Raw genomic sequence first — 23,478 nt, forward strand, 5'->3', positions numbered from 1 at the left:
TCCCCATATACAGATATTCATTACGTTATAACTATTCATTGTGAAAACATCAAAAAACCCCATCCCAGAAAGGGACGAGGTTGCTCGCGTTACCACCCTTGTTTCACTTCAATCCTTCATCGTACCTACTCAAACGAAAACCAGTTATAGATACTGTTTTCCTTTAGGTACAAGGCGAAGTGACACCTTAGATCCGCACAAATGATGCGGTGCCTCTGTAACGGTTGGCAATCCGGCTCGGCTTACTGCATTATGGTTCAGCCTCGCTTCTCCAGGGGGATATTCTATCATACGATGTTCATTGGCTTGCACCAACCGCCAACTCTCTGTGAACACATGTATGATGTACTGACCCTATCAACGAATGGTGATGTTCATATTTATATTCGTCTACACGAACAAATCGAAATAAGTTATAAAATATTTATAGCGCTTTAGGCTTTAAATGTCAACTTACAACATTAATCTTAATACAAATCGCCTGAACTGTGCTGTTCTTCATTATCGCGATCTCGTTCACGATCTCTGTCTCTATCGCGGTCACGGTCGCGATCTTCTAGACGATCTCTTTCACGATCACGTTCATTGCTTGTACGTTGCAGTTCACGCGTTTGATTTTCCAAAGCATCCCATCCATCTTGACTAAGTAGCTCTAATTGAGCTTCTACCAATGTACGGAAACGTGTGCGGTAAATAGAAGCTTGTTTTTTGAGCTCTTCTACTTCCATCGACACTTTGCGTGATTTGGATAATGACTCATTGATAATACGATCCGCATTTTTCTCGGATTCTTTAATAATCAATTGAGCTTCTTTTTTCGCATTATTACGAACTTCATCGGCAGCTTCTTGAGCAACGATAATCGTTTTACTCAATGTATCTTCCAGATTCGCAAAATGATCAAGACGTTCCTGAATAGACATTAACTGACTTTGCAGTTCTTTGTTTTCACGGATCGCTCCCTCATAATCCTTGATCACCTGATCTAGGAATTCATTTACTTCGTCTTCATCATAACCACGCAAACGACGCGAGAATTCCTTATTATGTATATCAAGCGGGGTTAATGGCATGTTGGACACCTCCTGTAATGTTTAGGCCGTTGAATTGCCTCGTTATTGCTATGATACTTCATTTCGACGCATAAGGATATATCCCTGCCAAAGACACTACAAAATAAATAAATTTGCTGTATAAAGAATACATTTAATCCCGGTGTGTTCTATTCTTTATCAAACAAATTTACCTACTTTGACTCGGTATCTTCCTTTTTTTGTAATTCCATCCATCTCTAATACTTTAAAACGACCTAATCCTTGAATAGAAATCATATCGCCTTGTTGCAAAGCATACGAAGGATTTTCTTCCACTTTCCAATTGACACGACAACGTCCTGCTTTGATCGGGACTAGAATTTTACTACGACTCATCCGATAGACATCGCTTGCTATCCCATCCAAACGTAGAGAAGCTACGGTTAGCTCCATCGACTGCAATTCTGGAGTAGCCACTTGCAAATCGGTAATCGGTAAAATCTCAGTCATCACATGAAGACGATGCACTTGGGTTAAATTTAGATGCAAATAAGAAGCAATCTCAGACGACACCACTGTATGACAACCATCCGCCAATGCGTGGATATCTCCAATCTTACCTCGTTTCATACCCAGTCCTAAAATAGAACCCATATAATCGCCATGCTCCAGATCAGCGAACTTGCGTCCTTCTGGTGTGATCGATAATACTGATAAATTCATATCTTCGTTGTCTAAATCCATATAATCCGGTCCAATAAGAGCACGCTTCCGTTCAGAATGTTCTGATCCTCCATCCAATCGGATATGCACATCTAGATTACGAGCAGCAAGAATATGGAGAATATAAGCCTGACGTGGATCCAAAAAATCGGTCAGCTTTAGCTCATGATAACGGGCTGCGTTATCGATCCACTCCGCAGCCCGTTCCACAAACTCTCGCTCATCTGGATGAAAATGATGATAAATATTGCTTTGCATGATGTTGTTCATACCTTTCATATTTAGAGCAAGTGTAATTTTTTTGTTACATCATTATTAAATTAGTAGATAAGACTTCTTAATAAAAATATTAATCCACTAAATGCTAATTGTAGTACGAATAATGCTACAATCGGAGATATATCAATGGCTCCCATAATTGGTGGTATAAAGCGACGGAAAGGAGCAAGATAAGGTTCTACTAATCGTGCTAGAATTTGCCCGAAAGAACTTTCACGCGCGCTAGGCAACCAAGAAAGTAAAATATAAATAATGATCATATACGTATAAATTCGATATAAAGCATTTAACACTGCAAAAGCTGTTTCCAAAATTGCGTCACCTCGTCTTGTTATATTCGTAATCTTCGCCTAAGATTTCAGCGATAGTGCCTTCAATTTCGACGGTATCCGGTGTACACAGAAAAATGTTGCCCCCGATTTTTGAAATACTGCCTCCAAGTGCATAAACGGTTCCGCTCATAAAATCAATAATACGTGTCGCTTGATCGATACGAACACGTTGTAAATTGACAATAACTGAACGATGAGAACGTAAATGGTCTGCAATATCTTGAGCTTCATCATAACTACGAGGCTCATTCAAAATCACTTTCACATTTTTCTGAGAATGAATACTAACGACATTACTGGCTCTATTGTTCTTACGTAATTCTGTGCCAGAGGTTTCACGAGGTTCTTCATCATCATCCATAATCTGTTCGCGCTCAACAATTTCCTCTTCTTCTTGAAGTCCTAAGAAGTTCATAAAGCGATTCATTACACCCATCGTTAATCCTCCTCTTTACCTACTAATATGGAGCCAAGTCGCACAAATGTGGCGCCTTCTTCAATCGCAATTTCAAAATCACCCGACATGCCCATAGATAAATGTGTAAGTGGATTTTTCGTTAATCCACGATTATTAATATCATCTCTTAATTCACGAAGTCCTCGGAATACAGGACGTGTCATTTCGGCATGATCTACTTCTGGAGCCATCGTCATCAAACCTACTACTTCTAGATTAGAGAAGGCAGATATTTGTTCAAAAAAGGAATCTACTTGTTCTGGTGGCAATCCGTATTTGGATTCTTCACCAGAGATATTTACTTGTACCAATACTTTAACACGAATATCCATTGAACTCGCTTTTTTTTGTATTTCTTTTGCTAACGACAAGCGATCCAGTGAATGAATATATTCAAATTTGCCAATCACATCTTTGACTTTATTCGTTTGCAAATGACCGATAAAATGCCATACGCCACGTTCGTGTAATTGATTCCATTTATCTTCAGCATTTTGCCAGCGATTTTCGCCTAGATGCAAAAGCCCTGCATCTAACACTTGAGCCGTTTTGGCAACAGAGACATATTTAGTGACTGCTACAAGTTGAATCTCTTCACGCTTGCGTCCACTTCGTTTACATACTTCTTCAATACGCTGTTCTACATGCTCTATTCGATCTTGTAATCCCAACTGCATTTCACTCCGTTTCTATACCTATCCAACTCGCCATTCTGCCGGTTATTCCTCCGTCAGCACGATACGAGAAAAATAGATCGTGGTTACGGTAAGTACACCAATTACTCATTTCGATATGTTCAGCAGGTATTCCTGCAAAAATCATGAATTGTCGATTTAATTGTTTGAGGTCTAGCCAAGTTTTACCATTATCGCCCGGACGGGCATAAAGAGGTTGTTCACCATTACCCATTAACTTGCTTTCCCAAACGTTTACGGCATCCATGACTTTATGATCGACTTCATAACTTTCTCCACCGATTGAAGGACCAATAGCGGTATGGATATCGGATATAACACTTCCATACTGCGTTCTCATCGTTTCAATCATTTCGCCTGCAATGTTAGCTACTGTTCCTTTCCAACCTGCATGAGCAAGCCCTACAACTTGTCGAACAGGATCTATAAAATACAGCGGTACACAATCTGCATAAAAGGAAGTTAACAAGATACCTGGTACGTTAGTGATTAATCCATCTGTATTTTGAAAAGCACTCTCACGATCAAGCCAGCCTTTACCTGCATGTTCTGCTGTAACGATCTCTATATGATTACTATGTACCTGTTCTCCCGATACCCAGTGAGTATACTCAAACTTTAATTCATCGCATAACAACTTCCGATTTTGCAACACATCTTCTGGTTGATCATTCACATGATAAGCCAGATTAAATGAATCATAAGGCGCTTGACTGACTCCACCTTTACGTCCTGTAAATCCTGCTGTAATTCCATGACTATATGCAGAAGTATCTAACTCAAATAATTCAGGTCCGCTACTTATCGTACGGCTTACAAACTTCTCCATGTATACACCTCATATTAAACAAAATATTTTAAAGGTATTTGACTATACCTATACCTTTATCTTACTTAGATCATACCATTATTCAACTCAATATATAATCAAATGAAAAAGACCTGTTTTCCGTAGAAAACAAGCCCCTCGCATAATCATTATATTGCTAGCACCTAATCGTTTTTGTGACGAGAACGATTACGTAGGAATGTTGGAATATCCAACTGATCTCCACTAGGTTGTGTAGTATTTGTGTTGTTGTACGGACGCGATGTCGGCGCTTTGTCTTTGTCTTCTACATTGTTGGTTGGTGCTGGTGTAGATTCATCGACAGGCTGAGACGGACGACGTACTGGTGGCAATGGTTGTGCCGGTTTGTGTTCAAATCCTGTTGCGATAACAGTGACTTTGATCTCTTCTTTCAGATCTTCATCAATAATCGCACCAAAGATCATATTCACTTCTGGATCTGATGCTGAAATTACGATTTCTGCTGCTTCGTTAACTTCATACAATGAAAGGTTATTACCGCCTGTAATGTTCATAATCACACCACGTGCACCTTCAATGGAAGTTTCAAGTAACGGACTCATAATCGCTTTACGTGCTGCTTCTGCTGCACGGTTCTCCCCTGTTGCTTCACCAATACCCATCAATGCTGAACCACGCTCAGTCATGATTGTTTTTACATCGGCAAAGTCAAGGTTGATGAGTCCTGGTACTGCGATCAGATCAGAAATACCTTGTACAGCTTGACGCAATACATTATCAGCTTCACGGAACGCTTCTAACATAGGTGTCTTTTTGTCAACAATTTCAAGCAAGCGATCATTAGGGATAACGATCAATGTATCTACTTTTTCTTTCAATCCTTCAATACCTAGCTCTGCTTGTGAAAAACGCTTGCGTCCTTCAAAAGTAAATGGACGAGTGACTACACCGACTGTCAATGCGCCACATTCTCTAGCGATCTCAGCAATAACAGGTGCAGCACCTGTTCCTGTTCCGCCACCCATACCTGCGGTAACGAATACCATATCAGCACCTTTAAGAGTGCTCATGATCAGGTCACGAGATTCTTCAGCTGCTTTTTTACCTACATCTGGATTAGCTCCTGCACCCAAACCGCGCGTCAATTTATCACCGATTTGCAATTTGTGTTCAGATTTAGCTAAATGCAATGCTTGAGCATCTGTATTAACCGTTATAAATTCCACGCCTTGAACACCATTCTCAATCATACGGTTAACAGCATTGCTTCCGCCGCCACCTACACCGATGACTTTGATCTGGGCTAGGCTTTCCATTTCGAAATCAAATTCTAACATACTTTCCCATCTCCCCCTCGTTGTCCATGAATAGCTTGTTCCCATTTAAAATAGAACGTTAGCTTATATAAACTCACTGAACATATTTTTTAACCGTTCAATCAAGCCCGGCTTGGCACTGCTTTCCGGGGTCGAGGTTGTTTTGTTACGTGCTGGTGCTTTTTTGTTAGTCCCAGCCGTGCTTCCACCACCACGGATATTGCGGATGACATTATACAAAATGCCTACCCCGCTTGTATAAGCAGGATCACGTACACCAATATAATCAGGAACTGCTATTCTTACAGAAGCTGCCAGTTCTTCGCGAGCGACTTCTAAAACGCCCGGCATTGAAACTGTACCTCCTGTGAGTATATAACCACCAGCAAGCTCTTGATAACCGAGTCTTGTGACTTCTTGACGAATCAGTTGAAAAATTTCTTCAACACGAGGCTCAATAATAGCTGCTAAATCTTGTTGTGTGAATTCTTTGTCTACGTTACTGCCAATACGCATCACTTTGAATACCACATCAGAAGCAGCATCATCTATCAAAGCACAGCCATACTTCAGCTTCACTTTCTCAGCATGTTCTGTTAGGGTACGTAGTCCATAAGCAATATCATTAGTGACAAACTCTCCCCCGATTGGCAAAGTCGATGTCGCTTTAAGCGAACCTTCTTCAAAAATCGCAATCGTGGATGAACCTGCACCGATATCCACTAGAATCGAACCCATTGATTTTTCATCTTTAGACAAAGCCAATTGACCTGCACCTAAAGAGATTAATACAAGATCCTTAATACGAAGATCTGCTTTTTCTACACAACGAAGAAGATTATGAATAGAAGTTTTGGCTCCTGTAATGATCGTAGCTTCTACTTCTAGACGAACACCAATCATTCCGCGCGGGTCCTGAATTCCTTCTAACCCATCAACCACGTACTGTTTAGCGACAACGTCAATAATTTCCCGTTCTGGTGGCAGAGCGATTACTTCTGCCGCTTTTAATACACGTTCGATATCTTCTTCACCAATCTCACGATCTTCATTGGATACGGCAACTACTCCGTGGCTCGTTTGAAGTCCGATATGATTGCCTGAAATACCAACGATAACTTCAGATATCTGAATGCCGACCATACGCTCGGCATGATCAACAGCACTACGGATGGATTGTACAGTTTGATCAATATCTACGATCGCACCTTTACGAATTCCTTCCGAGTCGGCAGATCCAACTCCAATAATATTAAAGGTTCCATTGTTGATTTCCCCGATAATAGCACGAACTTTGGATGTACCGATGTCCAAACTAACAATGATGTCATTGTTGCTCAAGCCCTAGGCACCTCCCGCTATCCTGTAATAAAAATGATGTATCTAAATCCTTAAGAATAACACCATTATGTGTTGGAAATTGAATTTCCGAAATAAATTGGTTCCCAAAATTGCTCTCTACATTAATATTCAACATTACCTATGCTTTCCCTCTTTTTTCTCCAAACTTTTTGAACACTGGTTTGCATTATAAAAAGGTTGAAGAAAAAAGGATCAGGTCAGCTATTTTCGTCATAAATTTTTAAAAGTTTACAAAACTTTAATATCTACAACTTTCATTCTAGCATCTTTCGGTCATTGCAGAAAGTATTGTATCGATATGATTTTACAAAACGTTCGTATTTATGAGTTACAAACGGTCAAATCCTAAGGTGCAACTTCCTGCTCTGCTACGTCTTCTGGATTAAAAGGAGTATATGCATCGGCTTCAAGCATCGTAATCACACCTGGTGGTTGAGTCTCGATAACCTGATTTAAATACTCTACTTTATCAGCCAAAAGTGACACACTTGTGATCACTTCAAAGCGAGAACGTGTATAGATTTTGATTCGGTCTGGAAAAGAAGGCGTTGGTGATGGACTAATCTCAGAAATATCAGAAGACAACTCGTTAGGAATCGTCCCTAATACTTTGCACAATTGTACTTTCTGCGCTTCGAAATCATTCCAACCTGTAAGCACTGGCTTCTCCACAGCAACTCCGCGTGTATCGGCTCGTACTAAAGCTCCACTTTGCAAGATAGCTGTTAGTTCTCCGGAATCTTGTAGTTCATATGCCACTACAGGATACTCTTTGATTGTAATATCAATTTGACCTGGAAAATGCTTAATGACTTCTGCATCTTCAATCGAACGAATCGTTAACAGCTTTTTCTCGATTGTTATTGCCGATGTGCCAAAAAAGGCATTTCCTTTCGCCAATCCACTTACATTCAATAAATCTGTTTTGGCTGTGAATGTATTTCCTTTAAACGTGATTTGCGATATTTTACCAATAGGCGAAAACCAGAATACAATTCCGATGACGATTATCAGTATAAGCGATAATAGAATAATCAATCGCGTTTTGCGAGTCATTTTTGGGTTAAAGGAAGGTCTGCGATTGCCAGTCGATTTGTTATTCGGAATAACAGTTAATTTTTGCTTTACCATAGCGATCTCCACAAATCTTTTTTAGGTTCTATTCATTAAAGTCATTGTCATTATATCATGCAGAATGCTGAATACCTAAATGTGCTTTAGCTATCGCTGTATACGGCTCTATTTACTTTTCACCCATCAGATAAACTTCCGGTTGAAGCTCTATACCGAACTGCTTCACAACTTCTTGTTGCACATGCGAGATTAACTCTAATACATCAGCCGCAGTACTTTGTCCCACATTGACAATAAAGTTAGCATGTTGAGTCGATATTTCTGCTCCACCGATTCGATATCCTTTAAGACCTGCTGCTTCGATCAAGCGAGCCGAGTGATCTCCAGGTGGATTACGGAAAACACTCCCTGCTGAAGGTTGCTGCAATGGTTGTGTAAGACGTCTGCGATCTTTATGTGTATTCATTTCAGCCATAATCGTAGTACGGTCGCCTAATTTCATTTGAAAAGAAGCTTCCACTACGATTCCAGGTTGCTCTTGCAGGATAGAATGACGATACGCATATTGCATGTCTTCTACACTGTATGTCACGATTTGACCATCATGAAGAACAATACGAGCAGACTGCAAAATTTTAGAGGTATCTGATCCATGAGCTCCTGCATTCATATAGACAGCACCGCCTACAGAACCTGGAATACCGCCGGCAAATTCAAGACCAGACAATCCTTTTTTCGCTGCTAAAATACAAAGCTTAACTACGGAATGAGCAGCACCTGCGATAATACGATCTTCTTCAAACGTAGCATAATCAAAACCTTCGCCTAATTTGATGACGACTCCACGAATGCCTTTATCAGCGACTAACAGATTGGAGCCACGTCCTAGCTGTGTCCATGAGATCTGATGTTCTTTGAGAACAGTCATCAGTGTACTTAGCTCTTCTTGATTGCTAGGTATAACCAGTACATCAGCAGGTCCACCAATTCTCCATGTTGTATATTTTGCTAACGGTTCATTGACAAGTACTTGACCGACAGCATGCTGGGATAACAGATTCATCCACTGCTGCATTTCGTTAACTTCCCCCTTCTAGCGGGACAGAACACCTGACAAACGCTTCATTTCTTCAACAATCAAAAATGCAGATTGAGGTGTACCCAAGCTGGTTGCTGCTTTGGACATGTTCTGTCTAACCTCTTCATCACTCATAACTTTGTCTATTCGAGCTAACAACGATTCTCCTGTTAACTCACGTTCTAGTAATACTTCAGCCGCACCTGCTTTTTGTAGTGCCCAAGCATTGGCTTCTTGATGATTATTGGTAACATTAGGTGACGGTATCAATATAGATGGTGTACCTAGTGATGTAACCTCAGCCAGCGAAGAAGCTCCTGCACGTCCTACTAATAGCGAAGTAGCCGCTAGCACTTCTGGCATATTCGGAATATAAGGAAGTACGTGAAGATAATAAGGAAATGATCCTACCGCATCCCGAATCCGTTCGCGAATTTCTTCATAATAGATCTCACCGGTTACAAATACGTAGTGCATCGATGAATTGTTTTGCTTGAGTAAAGGAGCAATCTGAACCATGGCTTCAACCAATGCTCTAGCACCTCGACTACCTCCAACGACTAATACAATCTGTGCATCAGCAGGTAGACCCAATGAAGCAAGTCCACGTTCACGATTGGCATTTTGCACCATCGTAGCTCTTGGATTCCCTGTAAACATCACATGTTTTGAACGTGGAAATCGATTTACTGAATCTTGAAAACTGACAGCTACTGTACTTGCATATCCACTCAAAAATTGATTCGTTAATCCTGGAATCGCATTTTGTTCATGTACAATCGTTGGGATTTTAAGCTTAGCTGCTGCATAAACTACTGGCCCACATACATAACCACCTGTTCCAATAACAACATCAGGCTTAAATTTTTTAAGCAGCTGTTTTGAAGTTTTCACACCCTGAATGAAGCGATTTATCGTTTTAATATTTTCTAATGAAAATAACTTACGTCTAAAACCGGTAATATCAATACTTTCAAAAGGGATTTTTTCTTCAGGCACAATCTTATTTTCCAATCCTCTTTTGCCACCGATATACAAAAATTCCGCATCTAATCCTTCGGTCTCACATTGCTGAGCAATCGCAAGTGCTGGATAGATATGACCACCTGTACCTCCGCCGGTCAATACGACCCGCATGATAAATCACCTCCTTGATTCAAATTTCATTATTTAAGTTCGTAAGTTAATTTACTGAATGACCTATTGTAAAGGAGAAGCCTTATTTAAGCTAGTCTATACAATCCATTCTATAATTGATGTACTGCTTTTTTAAACGCATTTCCACGTTCTTCATACGAAGAGAACATATCCCAACTTGCACAGGCAGGAGACAATAAGACAATATCCTCTGCTTCAGCAAGCGCTGCTGCTTGTTCTACAGCTTGCTTGATAGCTAAGTTAGCTTGCTCTGATTCTTCGATAATCTTCACTTGGCTAATACCTGCCAGTTCTGCAACTTTAGCTAATTTGTGGCGAGTCTGTCCTAACACCACTAATGCTTTAACTTGTTGCTGAAATACAGGTAGCAAATCCATATAATCAGAACCACGATCCAGTCCACCCGCAATTAAGACAATACCTTTATCTTGAAACGCAGATAATGCCATCATGGTCGCTTTTGCATTGGTTGCTTTGGAATTATTATAATACTGTACCTGATTGTGATCCTGTACATATTCTAAGCGATGTTCCACGCCACGAAAATCACGTAGTGAATCTGCAAGATTTTGCGGTAGACAACCCGCAGCAATTGCTATTGCACAAGCAGCTAACGCATTTTCGATATTATAACGACCTTTGATACCCAGTTCACTAACAGGCAAGATAGCTACTTCTCCATCTTGATCACAATACATCATCGTACGTGGTAAATCATCTTCCATTTCTGGAATATAAGCAGGAGATACATACAATCCTGCTGTTAATGCTGAATCCGTTGATGATTTCTGTTTTGCTGCTGTTATATAATTCCCCAGATTCTCTGTAATGGAAAATGGAATCAAAGTACCTGCTTGAATATAAGGCACAAGACTACGACAGTAACTGTCATCCCAGTTAATGATGGCTGTATCGTCTTTGCCTTGATTTGCAAAAATCTTACGTTTAGAAGACACATAATCATCCATTGAACCATGATAATCCAAATGCGTCTCAGCTACATTCAACAAACAAGCAATTTTGGGATTGAAATCAGTCGTTCCTTTTAATTGAAAGCTACTTAATTCGGCTACGATCCAGTTCTCTGGCTGAGCTTCACTTACAGCTTCACATAAAGGAATTCCAATATTCCCACCTACAATAGGATGTAATTGATTATCTTCAAGCATTTTACCGACCCATGTTGTTGTCGTTGTTTTGCCGTTTGAGCCTGTAATCCCAATCATAGGCACATCCGAAATACGATAAGCTAATTCCACTTCGGTAATCACTTCTATGCCTAGATCTAGCGCTTGCTTGATCGGAGGAGCTGTATACGGAATCCCTGGATTTTTGACCATTAAAGTGATACCCGAATGAATCAATCCTTCTGGATGTCCTCCACAAATCACTTGAATATTCAACGCTTCTAATTCTGCTGCTTCTGGTGATTGTTCTCTTGGTTTCAAATCATTAACAGTTACGATCGCTCCTAAACGATGCAAAGCTTTGGCTGCTTCTACACCGCTTCTCGCTAATCCGATAACGATGACTTCTTGTCCACGATATGTCTCAGGATCATTCATATATTACAACCCCTTGCTCAAGTAGATGCCGATTACAGCTAATACTAGACTAACCGCCCAGAATGTAGTCACGACGCGCCATTCTGACCAACCTGACAATTCAAAATGATGATGAATAGGCGCCATTTTAAAGACTCGCTTACCGTTTCTTGTTTTGTAGGATACCACTTGTATCACAACAGATAGCAGTTCAATAACAAAAACAGCTCCGATAATTAAAAATAGCAATTCGCTTTTAGTTACAATCGCTATACCACCAATAGCTCCACCGATTCCTAAAGAACCCATATCACCCATAAATACTTTAGCCGGATGCATATTAAAAATTAGGAATCCAATTACAGCACCGATCATGGCTGCTGCACATACAGCCGCCGCAGGTGAAGTTGCTTGAACAGCTACCACTGCATATGCAGCAAATGCGATTGCACTTACACCTGATAACAATCCGTCCAATCCATCCGTAAAGTTAACTGCATTACTAATTGCCAGCAACATAATAACGATAAATGGATAGTAGAACCAAGGACCCCAATCAAATGAGAACGATGTCGCTGGAATACCTAATGCTGTACTGTGTCCGCTTTGGATCAAAATATAACAAACAATTGCAGAAAATAACAACTGTCCAAACAACTTCTGCTTCGCTGTTAATCCAAGTGAACGCTCCAAGCCGATTTTGATAAAATCATCCAAAAATCCAACTAATCCGAATCCGAGTGTGGCTACCAATAACACCCAAAAGTTCGTATCCACTACAGAAAATTTCACGTACGCTAATGTAAAAGCAATCATAATAATAATACCGCCCATAGTCGGCGTGCCTGCTTTTTTCAAATGACTCTGTGGCCCGTCATCACGTACTTGCTGTCCAAACTTCATACGGCGTAATACCGGAATCAGAAGCGGTGCAGCAATAACTGCTAATACAAATGAAACTCCTGCTGTTAAAAATAATATTCGAAAATCCATGTCGTTTTACTCCTCCAGCGCCTTTGCGTTACTTGTTGAATCAGGCATCAGCGCCTGTACGACCTCTTCTAACTTCATGCCACGAGATGCTTTGAACAAAATAGCATCTTTGTCCTGTGCTATTTGTAATAAATCGTTGATCAGTTCTTGCTTGGACAGATAAGAATGAATCTGAGAAGCTTCTAATACTTTAGCTGCTCCTTCGGCAATCTGTTGTCCAAGCTCACCATACGTAAACAAAATATCTGCTTGTCCATCAATATATTGACCTACTTCTTGATGATAGATCGCTTCGTCTTCGCCTAACTCTAACATATCTCCAAGTACTGCAATTTTACGCTGATACCCTTTAAGATTGCCCAGTACATCGATTGCAGCTTTCATTGAAGTCGGGCTAGCGTTATAAGCATCGTTTAACAATGTTATACCATTACGTCCCTGAATGATTTCAATTCTCATCCCTGTCAGTTGTAGCTTGGATAAGCCTTGACGAATCTGTTCAGGAGTGACTTGATAATGTTGAGCTACAGTGATTGCAGCTAAAGCATTGATCACATTATGCATGCCTAGTAAAGGTAATGTCCATGCTTCATCAGATTCACTATTTGTTGTGAAAACAGTACTTTTCCCCTGAAACATGACACCTGTTGGATATACATTATTAGTATGATCCAGTCCAAATGTTATTTTGTTCATTTCTTTTTGCTCAAATGCTGATTCTGACAGAATTTGTTTGAGTAAAGGTTCATCACCCAAATACACAAGCAGTCCGTCTGCACGTAGTCCACTGACAATCTCTAATTTAGCACGAGCGATTTCTTCTCGACTTCCTAACTGTTGAAGATGCGATTCACCGATATTGGTAATAATCGTTGTCTCTGGATGAGCGATATTCGATAGCAACTCAATCTCGCCACGTCCACTCATACCCATTTCCAAAATTAAGATTTCGGTATCTTTAGGCATAGCTAGTATAGTTAAAGGGAGTCCAATATGATTATTGAAATTTCCTTCTGTTTTATGAACACGGTATGCTTCTGCAAGCAAAGCATAAACGATATCTTTAGTGGTTGTTTTGCCATTAGATCCAGTAATACCTACTACTTTAACACCTGTTTGTTGTACGTAAGCTTCTGCAAGCTGTTGTAGTGCTTGTAGCGTGTCTTTCACGATCACAATATTTCCAGACGGTGGAGTGCCATGATCTTCTTGCCATAATGAACCTAATGCTCCTTCTGTCAACGCAGATGTCACAAATTCATGTCCATCAAATTTTTCACCGACAATAGGAACAAATAATCCGCCTTGAACCAACTGACGGGAGTTAATACTAACGCCTTCTAAACAGGTATCTGATGAACCTTGAAGTTGTCCACCACATATATCGGCTATTTGACCGAGTGTTGTATTTATCACTTGTTAAGACCCCTTATCGCTTCTTTGGCTACCAGGCGATCATCAAAATCTAATGTTTGTTGACCGATAATCTGGTATGTCTCATGACCTTTGCCCGCAATCAATACTACATCTCCTGGCATCGCCATTTCAACCGCTTTTTCTATCGCTTGCTTGCGATCAATCATACATTCATATTTTTCTGTAGCCACATGATGTTCTTGTAGTCCTTTTTGAATATCTTCAAGAATTGCTGCTGGATCTTCTGTACGAGGATTGTCTGAAGTGATCCATACATAATCACTATATTTAGCGGCAATCTGTCCCATCAAAGGACGTTTGGTACGATCACGATCACCACCACAACCAAAGACAGTAATAATCTTACCTTCTGCAAATTCATTGATAGTACGCAACACATTTTCTAATCCATCCGGTGTATGAGCGTAATCTACGATCACTGCGAAAGGCTGACCTTCATCTACAGACTCTACACGTCCATCTACACCGGCAATCTGTTCTAGACTCAGCTTAATCTGTTCTAACGATATATCTTCGATCAGAGCGGCTGTGATCGCAGCTAGAGCATTATAGACATTGAATTTACCGACCATTTTCAGAGTCATCTCTGTATTGCCTTTAAATGTATCCAATTGGAACGTCGTACCTTGAGAGGTAATTCGGATCTCTGACGCATGTACATCTGCAGGATGATCGACCCCATATGTAATCACATCTGCTGCTGTAATTTTACGGAAATACTCAGCGGCAGGATCATCGTTATTCAACACCGCATATTTACGCTTTGCAGGATCTATTTCATAACGGTTCCCCAAACGTGCAAAAAACAGCCCTTTGGCTGCAATGTACTCTTCCATCGTCTCATGATAATCCAGATGGTCTTGACTTATATTGGTAAAAATAGCTGTACGGTAATCTGTACCTTTGACTCTACCTTGCTCTAGAGCGTGAGAAGATACTTCCATTACACAACTTTTCACATCTGATTGCACCATTTCATGTAACAAACGTTGCAATTCTAATGCTTCTGGCGTTGTACGAGGCATAGGTGTAGCTTTGCCGTTATAACGCATTTCTATCGTTCCAATTAACCCTGTATTGATATGAGCATCATTCATAATACGCTCAATCAGATAAGAAGTTGTGGTTTTGCCATTAGTCCCTGTAATTCCTATCATCGTTAGTGCTCTACTTGGATGATTATAAAAATGGTCGGATAATACAACCATAGCATGACGACAACTACTGACTAGCAATTGAGGAATGTCCAGTTCCAGTCGACGTTCTACGACTAGAGCAATAGCCCCTTTTTGAATCGCTTGAGCTGCATAATCATGTCCATCGACTGTAAAACCAGGCAGACAGATAAACAGATCACCTGACTTCACTTTGCGAGAATCAATCTCCATACCGGATATTTTTGTGTGAACATCACCTAGCACCTGAGACGTGATCAGCAGATGTGCTGCTTCTGACAAAAGCATAGTTTTACCTCTTTTCTAAATATTAATAACGATACCCGACAAATAGCAGACAAAAGATAGAGCCACTTGCACTCTATCTTTTCTGATTATGCCGGGTGATCGTAGATTACATTAATTCGTAGGCGCACCTGTAGGCTCTGGAATTTCTAGACTGCTTGCAGGATTTTGATTAGCACTACTTTCAGATGTACTACTTCCGGTTTTACCCTCTGTAGTACTTGAATCTGTTTGAGTATCCGAAGTTGTTGGATCTTTGGAGTCAGTAGCCTTCGGATCAGTAGAAGTTTCTTTATCTGTTGACGATCCTTCTGAAGTTGCTTTGCCATCGGTTTCTCCGTCTTTCGGCGTTGTTGCTTCTTCCGAAGTTGCTGGATCTTCTTCTGTATCATCTACACCTGTTACTGTTGCTCGCGCAGATTTAAGAGTAAGCGTCACAGATCGTCTCCCCCCACTAGAAGCCTCTACTTGTTCAGATACATACCCTTCGCCTGTCGCTGTGACTTCTACTTTCATCAGCGATAGAATTTGTAATGCATCACGCAGTGATTCTCCTTTTAGATCAGGAATACTCATTTTGGTGGGATCTTCTGTCATCAAATAAATAGTTTGTCCACCTGTCATTGCTACTCCACTGGCAGGATATTGTTTGACTACTTTCGTTCCTGAACCGACAGTTGTATATGAAATACCATCAGCAAGCAATTTTTTCTTCGCATCTGTAAGCATTTTACCTGTTAGTGTAGGAGCCGTATATGAAGCCATGAGTTTTTTAGAAGCAACTTCTGCTTTAGGTTTGGTTTCACCATCATCAAACACTTTGGAAATACCCATATAAGGTAATACTTGGCTCACTATTTTTTTAAATACAGGAGCCGCTGCTGTACCTCCGCCTAGCTTCGAATCTGACGGTTGGTCAATCACCACGATCATAGCGATCTTAGGATCATTAGCAGGTGCAAACCCTACAAAAGATACCACTTGCTTCGTATAATCATATTTACCATTGATAACTTTAACAGCTGTACCTGTTTTACCTGCAACACGATAACCGTCAATATAAGCATGACGACCTGTTCCGATGTCTTGATCCGAAACCACTTGTTCCAAATAACCACGTACTTTTTCAGAAGTTGCCGAGTCAATCACTTGACGAACGACTTTAGTCTGTGTATTTTCAGTAACACCTGTATTGGGATCTGTAATCGATTTGACTAAATGCGGTGTTAATAATTTCCCGCCATTCGCTACTGCTGAGATCGCTGCTAACTGTTGAATAGGTGTAACTTGCACCAACCCATGACCGTAAGCTGCTGTTGCTACTTCTGTCGGGATATTAGGATGGAAATTGATAGCCCCTTTAGCTTCACCAGGCGTTTCTATTCCTGTCTGTTCTCCGAATCCAAAAGCATCAATATATTTACGCAAACGTTCTGCACCAAGCATCTTATAACCAAGATTAACAAAAGCTACATTACTTGAACGTTTTAGACCTTCTAAGTAACTAATCGTTCCCCAGCCACTATGATTCAAGTCATGCAGTGTGGTGCGTCCTACTTGAATAGAACCGGATTGATACGTAGCATTAGGATTAAACAGATTTTCTTGTACTGCTCCTGAGAGCGTAACAATTTTAAATGTTGAACCTGGTTCATAGATCGCTTTGACAGCCAAATTACGGAAATCTTTAGGATCAGTCACTTCATTAAACTTATTAGGATTAAAAGTTGGCATATTTGCCATACCTAGAATTTCCATCGTATTAGGATCTGCTGCAATCACAGTGATACTTTCAGGTTTCAATTGTTCATAAGCATCTTTCATAGCTTGTTCAATATAATACTGAATCGTCTCATCAATCGTTAACGTTAGATTATCTCCATTTTTAGCAGGAGTATAGACATCTTTGGAATCAGGTAATTTATCTCCTTGTTTATCACGAAGATATTGAATATGACCGTCTGTACCTTTAAGCTTTTCATCGTAATAAGCTTCAATTCCTGCAACTGCATTACCATCTTTATTCGTATAACCAATAACATGAGCTGCTAATTCATTTTTAGGATAATACCGTTTGGAATCAGCACTTAAATAAACGCCTACATCCCATTTTTGTCCCGTTTTTTCTTTCAACTGCTTAATAAAAGCGTTAATTTGATCTGCTTTTTCTTGATCGATTAGACGACCACCTGAATTAAGTTCACGCCACGTACGAAGTTGACCTATTTCATCTCCACTGGTTAATACAGAAGTGGCTTGCTTTTCAATTTCTGTTTCATCTGTGCCAAGTATAGCGTGAAGTTGACTTACAACATCGCCTTTAATCCCATACTTATCAATAACTCTAGGATTAAGGGCAACATTATAAGCTGGAGCATCCATTGCCAGATCATTACCATTACGGTCTGTAATCGTACCACGCTTAGCCGAAATATTACTGTTGGCTGTCCACTGGTTAATTGCTTTATCCGTCCAATCACCTGATTGAACAACTTGTAGCCAAAATACTTTAGTAATCAGTACAGCAAAAAAGAGGGTAATACATCCCCCTATAAATAAAGTACGAAGTTTTATTCTCTTATTCACTGTTGGTTCCCCCGTTTACTTGCCTTGTGTCTCATCCGTCGTCGAGGTTGTTGCTTCTGTTCCCTTTACCCGGGATACTTGAATTGGAGCTGTATCCGTAGGCTCTATGTAACCTAGAGCAGTGGCACGTTCAACAATTTGATCTTGTAACGAATATTTGCGAATTTCATTTTGTGTTGTTTGCTTTTCAATACTTGCCGTTTCACTATCCATACTTTGAATATTTTTGTTCACTTCATAGATATGTGCATATTGAAAAACAATTACACTTGCTACTGTCGCACAAAAAATAATAGTCATCAAATAAAGCAGCTTTTCTTTCGTTGGAAGCGCGCTACGACGTACAACTACTTTGGTCGTTTCACGATATCGTCGAGCCGCTTTTTCAGCCGATTGTTCTTTGACAGCTAGATTGCCGCGCGTATAAGCCATTGATCCGTCTCCTCTAAATTAAGTTTTCGTTGGTTTTTCCACCTTTTCGGCAACACGCAGTTTGGCCGACTTTGCACGCGAATTCTCTTCCAATTCTTCTTCCGAAGGAAGGATTGGTTTGCGATTGATCAATTTTAGTTCTCCACCAGTACTGACATAGACCGGAAAACCAGGTGGTGAGACGTTTTTCTCCACGTATTCTGCAAAAATTTGTTTGCAAATACGATCTTCTAAAGAATGGAACGTGATAACCGCCGCTCTTCCTCCTGGCGTTAGACAACGTATTGCTTGATGAAGAGCTTCTTCAAAAGCGCCCAATTCATCATTGACAGCAATACGAAGTGCTTGAAAACTCCGTTTCGCAGGATGTCCCCCTGTTCGTCTTGTTGCCGCTGGAATGCCTTCTTTGACAAGCTCAGCCAGTTCCCCCGTTGTTTCAATCGGCTGGATACTTCGCTTGGCAACGATCACTTTAGCAATCCGTCTTGAAAATTTTTCTTCCCCATATCGATATAAAATGCGGGCGATTTCTTCTTCCGGCCAGGTATTCACTATAGTTTTGGCTGTGAGTTCGGCAGATTGATCCATTCTCATATCCAAAGTTGCATCATGGTTATAGCTGAATCCTCTGTCACCGTCGTCAAATTGAGGTGAAGAAACACCAAGATCGAATAAAATGCCATCTACTTGCGGAACTCCATCTTTGACCGGTACTCCTGCTGCCAATAGCGACTCTTCCAATTGACGGAAATTGCTTTTGATCAACGTTACACGATCTTCATAAGGTGCAAGTACTATTTTCGCATTGGCAAGTGCCGTATCGTCTTGATCAAAAGCGATCAGTCTTCCGCCTGCTCCTAATTCAGCAGCAATGACTGAACTATGACCAGCTCCCCCGAGTGTGCAGTCAACGTAAATACCATCAGGCTTAACCTGAAGTGCTTTTGTGGCTTCTTCTTTTAATACTGTGATGTGATGAAACAAGATGTAAACCTCCCGGACGATTACAGGTCGAAATCAAAATCAACCAGCTTTTCTGCAATTTCATTAAAAGATTGTTCAGAATGATCACAATATTCTGACCATGTTTCTTTACTCCAAATCTCTACCCGATTCGAGACGCCAATAATAACACACTCTTTTTCGAGCTTGGCGTACTGCCGTAAATTTCCTGGCAGATTGATTCTGCCCTGCTTGTCCCATTCGACTTCGGTTGCACCGGAGAAGAAAAAACGACTAAATGCACGGGCATCCGCTTTCATCAGCGGTAGAGATTTGAGCTTTTGCTCAAGGAGGGACCACTCCTCCATAGGATAGACGAATAGACAATGATCCAATCCGCGGGTGACTACAAATGAAGTTCCGAGTAATTCGCGAAATTTGGCTGGAATAATAATCCGACCTTTTTCATCAATGCTATGTTGAAATTCTCCCATAAACATTGACGTTTCACTCCTCTAAACCATAGTCTCCCACTTTGTCCCACTATCCACCACTACCATAAGCATAATAGATTCGACGCAGAAAATCAAAATCCTTTTTTTATATCATTATTTTTTAGAAAAATACTGAAAAAATTTGTTTTATGTAAATCAGCCATTTCATTTGCAAAAATAGGCGCAAAAAAGGACTGATTTCTCTTTATCGGAAAAATCAGCCCTTTTTATTATGCATGAGTAACTTTTATTTTAATTTTAAAGCACTAAGCTAAATCGAATTATTATGACCAGCTATCTAGATACAATTTTTGTTCTTCAGTTAATGTATCGATATGAATACCTAGACTTTCTAATTTGAAACGCGCTACTTGCTCATCCAGTTCATAAGGAACACTAATAACGCCTGCTTCCAGTTGTTCATAGTTTTCACTTACATAACGAAGACCTACTGCTTGTAGAGCAAAAGTCATATCCATAATTTCAACAGGATGACCATCTGCTGCTCCCAAGTTAACTAAACGACCTTCTGCTAATAAATAAATGCGGCGTCCATCTGTTAATTTGTATTCTTCGATATTTTTACGAACTGTACGAATCGATTGGGAACGAGCTGCCAAATCAGGTTTGTTAGCTTCAACGTCAAAATGCCCAGCGTTCGCAATGACTGCGCCATCTTTCATTACATCGTAATGTTCGCCAGCAATAACGCTTTTATTTCCGGTTACTGTGATAAAGAAGTCACCATGCTTAGCCGCTTCATTCATCGGCATCACACCAAAGCCGTCCATATGTGCTTCTACTGCCTTGATTGGGTCAACCTCGGTAACGATAACATTTGCACCCAAACCCTTAGCACGCATCGCTATACCTTTACCACACCAGCCATAACCTACTACCACGACTGTTTTACCTGCAATAATCAAATTGGTTGTACGAATAATGCCGTCAAATGCTGATTGACCTGTTCCATAACGGTTATCGAATAGATGTTTACAGTACGCATCATTAACAGCAACCATCGGAATTTTCAATGTTCCTTCTTTTTGTAATGCTTTTAGACGAATAATCCCTGTTGTTGTTTCTTCTGCGCCACCACGGATCGTCGATAACAAATCAGGACGTTCTCCATATAAGAAAGTAATCAGGTCGCCACCATCATCGATAATCAGATCTGGCTTCGCTTCTAATGCTTTTAAGTTCAAACTTTTATATTCTTCTACACCTGGATTATATTTCGCAAATACGGTAATACCGTCTTCCACCAAAGCTGCACATACATCATCTTGTGTAGACAAGGGATTGCTACCTGTAATGGTTACATTAGCTCCACCGGCCTGAATAACTTTAGCTAAGTATGCTGTTTTAGCCTCTAAGTGTAAACAGATCGTTACATTCAATCCTTTGAAAGGCAAATCTCTTTCAAATTCTGCTCGAATACGATTCAATACCGGCATATGGGAAGATGCCCAATCAATTTTAAGATGTCCCTCAGGAGCAAGTGCCATATCGGCAACAATACTTGCTTGAATAGATGATGTCATTGTACAGTTCTCCTTTGTTGGTTGAAATAGATATCCAGCGTTATTTTATAAATAAACAAGGCGATGTGAACCATTAAAATCAGGTTCAAGTGTTAACAATTGATCAATCCAGCGCTCTCCGTAACGTCCTAGATAGTAATAGCTGTTGATCGTACGTTCTTGTGGCTTACCAAACGGATATAAAGCATAAGCAATACGATCTAGACGCTGTAATCCAGTCTGATGTTGACGTGCTATTGCATTCTGACTTTTGCGATACAAATAATCAATTTGCAAATCAATTTTATGTTGAGTAGTTTCTCCTAGATGCGGTAATGAAGGATCGATCTCACGTAAAGAATCTACAAAAGGTGCATACAATTGTTGAAATTGCTCACGGAATGTAGTGAATCGTTTTTCCAAATGATAATCTTCTTGCTCACTTAACCACGTCTGACGAATATCATCAAACCGTTGTCTTACATCATCAAAAGTTAACTGATACTGTTGCATCAAAATTTTAACCTTTTCTTCCACCATTGTAAATAACATCCTAGGAACGATCGGAGGCATTTGCATATTTAATACAGGAAATGCTTGTTTGGTTAAAGCCCAGTATGCAATCTCGCCTGTTCCCAAAATGGTACTAAGTACAGGGAATAATGAATCTTGCATCAAAGGACGTGTTAACACATTATTACTGAATCGTTCAGGGTGTTGTTCCAATAATGTTAACAACTCTTGTTTGGTAAATACAACTAATCCTTTGCGATCAGTAAATAAACCATTTCGCTTAAATAATAATAATCGTTCATTGGTATACACTTCATCACTATGGATATAGAACAAATTAGCACTTTCTTCATCGACAGTAGCTTGTTCTTCATAGCCATACTGCCTTACTTGCTCAGCAGCAGCGACATATGCTTGAGTCAATGCATCATTATGTTCTATCAATTGACGAAATACAGGGATTTCTAGACGACGAATAGCTGCATCATCGGAATCCATTAACACTAATCCGAAACGTCCAAATAATTGACCCAATTGCTGAGCAAAAGCACTACTCAGATCAGTCGCTTGTTCCATAATATTTCGTAATGTCTGTGTCCACTGATTTTTATTTGCAGTATCTGGCAACAGACTCTCAAATTGATTCAAAATATGTTCGGTATTGAGCTCATTGATAAATGTACGGCTTACTGGTGAATGTCCACCACGTTCATGATCCAAACGAATTTTGACAGCTGCTCCGTCTTGATCAGGTAGATACGTATGATTGACTTCATCCCAGTCATGATCTTCACCTGCAATCCAAAATACAGGAACAATTGGACGTTGTAGGCGATTTGAAGCTTCACGCGCAGACGTTAACAATGTGATCACTTTGTAAATGACCAATAAAGGTCCTGTAAATAGACCACTTTGTTGTCCACCTACCATCACAAGTGCTTCTTCTGTCCGTAAGGCTTCTAAAGACTGCTGTACCGCTTCATGATTATTATACTGACGGTTATATATGGTTAGGCAGTCAACTAAGGCTCCACGTTCGATCCGGGAGTGCTTACTCTGATCTAGCCATTCTGCGCGTTTGATCCATGTTTGTGGATCAGAGACATTCATATTATACAAACTGCTTACCGATGCAAAATCATTGATGTACCGCTCAGCGAGCGGCTGATTCGCGGGTAGGCTCTCCGGAATCACATTCATGGGGTGAAGTCCTCCTCATCGCTATTGCTTTTGAT

Annotated in this window: 20 protein-coding genes, 1 pseudogene and 1 other annotated feature; all 21 genes and pseudogenes read right to left on the reverse strand. The window is 40.3% G+C overall.

The genetic code is table 11. From position 1 onward, the window contains the following. Nucleotides 1-67: 67 nt before the first annotated feature. Nucleotides 68-370: a binding site (T-box leader), on the reverse strand. Nucleotides 371-569: 199 nt separating this feature from the next. Further along, nucleotides 570-1,073, reverse strand: a pseudogene (locus PaeCFBP13512_RS01740) (DivIVA domain-containing protein); the annotation flags it as partial. Between the two features lie 159 nt (nucleotides 1,074-1,232). Then, a complete protein-coding gene (locus PaeCFBP13512_RS01745) occupies nucleotides 1,233-2,015 on the reverse strand; it encodes a YlmH family RNA-binding protein (RefSeq protein ID WP_069328959.1) in 783 nt (260 codons plus the stop codon). Between the two features lie 62 nt (nucleotides 2,016-2,077). Beyond that, nucleotides 2,078-2,350, reverse strand: a complete 273-nt coding sequence (locus PaeCFBP13512_RS01750; RefSeq protein ID WP_371748221.1) for a YggT family protein — start codon at nucleotides 2,348-2,350, stop codon at nucleotides 2,078-2,080. A 4-nt stretch (nucleotides 2,351-2,354) separates the two neighbouring features. Next, nucleotides 2,355-2,804: a cell division protein SepF gene (locus PaeCFBP13512_RS01755; RefSeq protein WP_069328958.1), complete on the reverse strand. Its 450-nt coding sequence runs from the start codon at nucleotides 2,802-2,804 to the stop codon at nucleotides 2,355-2,357. A 2-nt stretch (nucleotides 2,805-2,806) separates the two neighbouring features. Beyond that, nucleotides 2,807-3,496 carry a YggS family pyridoxal phosphate-dependent enzyme gene (locus tag PaeCFBP13512_RS01760; RefSeq protein ID WP_137220880.1) on the reverse strand — a complete coding sequence of 230 codons (690 nt, stop codon included), beginning with the start codon at nucleotides 3,494-3,496 and terminating at the stop codon, nucleotides 2,807-2,809. A gap of 7 nt (nucleotides 3,497-3,503) precedes the next feature. After that, the gene (gene pgeF / locus PaeCFBP13512_RS01765; RefSeq protein WP_137220753.1) at nucleotides 3,504-4,349 is read right to left on the reverse strand and encodes a peptidoglycan editing factor PgeF; all 846 of its coding nucleotides are present in this window, start codon (nucleotides 4,347-4,349) and stop codon (nucleotides 3,504-3,506) included. A 164-nt stretch (nucleotides 4,350-4,513) separates the two neighbouring features. Next, on the reverse strand, nucleotides 4,514-5,668 hold the full coding sequence (gene ftsZ, locus PaeCFBP13512_RS01770; RefSeq protein ID WP_069328956.1) for a cell division protein FtsZ: 1,155 nt from the start codon (nucleotides 5,666-5,668) through the stop codon (nucleotides 4,514-4,516). 63 nt (nucleotides 5,669-5,731) lie between these two features. Next, the gene (gene ftsA / locus PaeCFBP13512_RS01775; protein ID WP_137220754.1) at nucleotides 5,732-6,988 is read right to left on the reverse strand and encodes a cell division protein FtsA; all 1,257 of its coding nucleotides are present in this window, start codon (nucleotides 6,986-6,988) and stop codon (nucleotides 5,732-5,734) included. Between the two features lie 366 nt (nucleotides 6,989-7,354). Next, nucleotides 7,355-8,140, reverse strand: coding sequence for a cell division protein FtsQ/DivIB (locus tag PaeCFBP13512_RS01780; RefSeq protein WP_137220755.1), 786 nt, complete (start codon nucleotides 8,138-8,140; stop codon nucleotides 7,355-7,357). Between the two features lie 112 nt (nucleotides 8,141-8,252). Next, on the reverse strand, nucleotides 8,253-9,158 hold the full coding sequence (gene murB / locus PaeCFBP13512_RS01785) for a UDP-N-acetylmuramate dehydrogenase (protein ID WP_137220756.1): 906 nt from the start codon (nucleotides 9,156-9,158) through the stop codon (nucleotides 8,253-8,255). Nucleotides 9,159-9,176: 18 nt separating this feature from the next. Continuing rightward, nucleotides 9,177-10,298: an undecaprenyldiphospho-muramoylpentapeptide beta-N-acetylglucosaminyltransferase gene (murG, locus tag PaeCFBP13512_RS01790; RefSeq protein WP_137220757.1), complete on the reverse strand. Its 1,122-nt coding sequence runs from the start codon at nucleotides 10,296-10,298 to the stop codon at nucleotides 9,177-9,179. Nucleotides 10,299-10,408: 110 nt separating this feature from the next. Beyond that, nucleotides 10,409-11,884: a UDP-N-acetylmuramoyl-L-alanine--D-glutamate ligase gene (gene murD / locus PaeCFBP13512_RS01795; RefSeq protein WP_137220758.1), complete on the reverse strand. Its 1,476-nt coding sequence runs from the start codon at nucleotides 11,882-11,884 to the stop codon at nucleotides 10,409-10,411. A 3-nt stretch (nucleotides 11,885-11,887) separates the two neighbouring features. Continuing rightward, a complete protein-coding gene (mraY, locus tag PaeCFBP13512_RS01800; RefSeq protein WP_137220759.1) occupies nucleotides 11,888-12,856 on the reverse strand; it encodes a phospho-N-acetylmuramoyl-pentapeptide-transferase in 969 nt (322 codons plus the stop codon). A gap of 6 nt (nucleotides 12,857-12,862) precedes the next feature. Beyond that, the gene (locus PaeCFBP13512_RS01805) at nucleotides 12,863-14,269 is read right to left on the reverse strand and encodes a UDP-N-acetylmuramoyl-tripeptide--D-alanyl-D-alanine ligase (RefSeq protein WP_137220882.1); all 1,407 of its coding nucleotides are present in this window, start codon (nucleotides 14,267-14,269) and stop codon (nucleotides 12,863-12,865) included. Continuing rightward, on the reverse strand, nucleotides 14,269-15,756 hold the full coding sequence (locus PaeCFBP13512_RS01810) for a UDP-N-acetylmuramoyl-L-alanyl-D-glutamate--2,6-diaminopimelate ligase (protein WP_137220760.1): 1,488 nt from the start codon (nucleotides 15,754-15,756) through the stop codon (nucleotides 14,269-14,271). Before PaeCFBP13512_RS01810 ends, PaeCFBP13512_RS01805 begins: the two co-directional genes overlap by 1 nt. 111 nt (nucleotides 15,757-15,867) lie before the next feature. Next, complete coding sequence (locus tag PaeCFBP13512_RS01815; protein WP_137220761.1) at nucleotides 15,868-18,339, reverse strand: penicillin-binding transpeptidase domain-containing protein; 2,472 nt, start codon at nucleotides 18,337-18,339, stop codon at nucleotides 15,868-15,870. Between the two features lie 15 nt (nucleotides 18,340-18,354). Continuing rightward, nucleotides 18,355-18,771, reverse strand: a complete 417-nt coding sequence (locus tag PaeCFBP13512_RS01820; protein WP_069328947.1) for a hypothetical protein — start codon at nucleotides 18,769-18,771, stop codon at nucleotides 18,355-18,357. An 18-nt stretch (nucleotides 18,772-18,789) separates the two neighbouring features. Continuing rightward, nucleotides 18,790-19,755, reverse strand: coding sequence for a 16S rRNA (cytosine(1402)-N(4))-methyltransferase RsmH (gene rsmH / locus PaeCFBP13512_RS01825; RefSeq protein WP_137220762.1), 966 nt, complete (start codon nucleotides 19,753-19,755; stop codon nucleotides 18,790-18,792). Nucleotides 19,756-19,775: 20 nt separating this feature from the next. Continuing rightward, a complete protein-coding gene (gene mraZ / locus PaeCFBP13512_RS01830; RefSeq protein ID WP_137220763.1) occupies nucleotides 19,776-20,213 on the reverse strand; it encodes a division/cell wall cluster transcriptional repressor MraZ in 438 nt (145 codons plus the stop codon). Nucleotides 20,214-20,491: 278 nt separating this feature from the next. Then, entirely contained in the window at nucleotides 20,492-21,751 is a 1,260-nt protein-coding gene (locus tag PaeCFBP13512_RS01835) for an adenosylhomocysteinase (RefSeq protein WP_069329344.1), read from the reverse strand. A 45-nt stretch (nucleotides 21,752-21,796) separates the two neighbouring features. Then, on the reverse strand, nucleotides 21,797-23,443 hold the full coding sequence (bshC, locus tag PaeCFBP13512_RS01840; protein ID WP_137220764.1) for a bacillithiol biosynthesis cysteine-adding enzyme BshC: 1,647 nt from the start codon (nucleotides 23,441-23,443) through the stop codon (nucleotides 21,797-21,799). Nucleotides 23,444-23,478: the final 35 nt, after the last annotated feature.

Source organism: Paenibacillus sp. CFBP13512, assembly GCF_005233705.1.
Lineage (GTDB): Bacteria > Bacillota > Bacilli > Paenibacillales > Paenibacillaceae > Saccharibacillus > Saccharibacillus nuruki.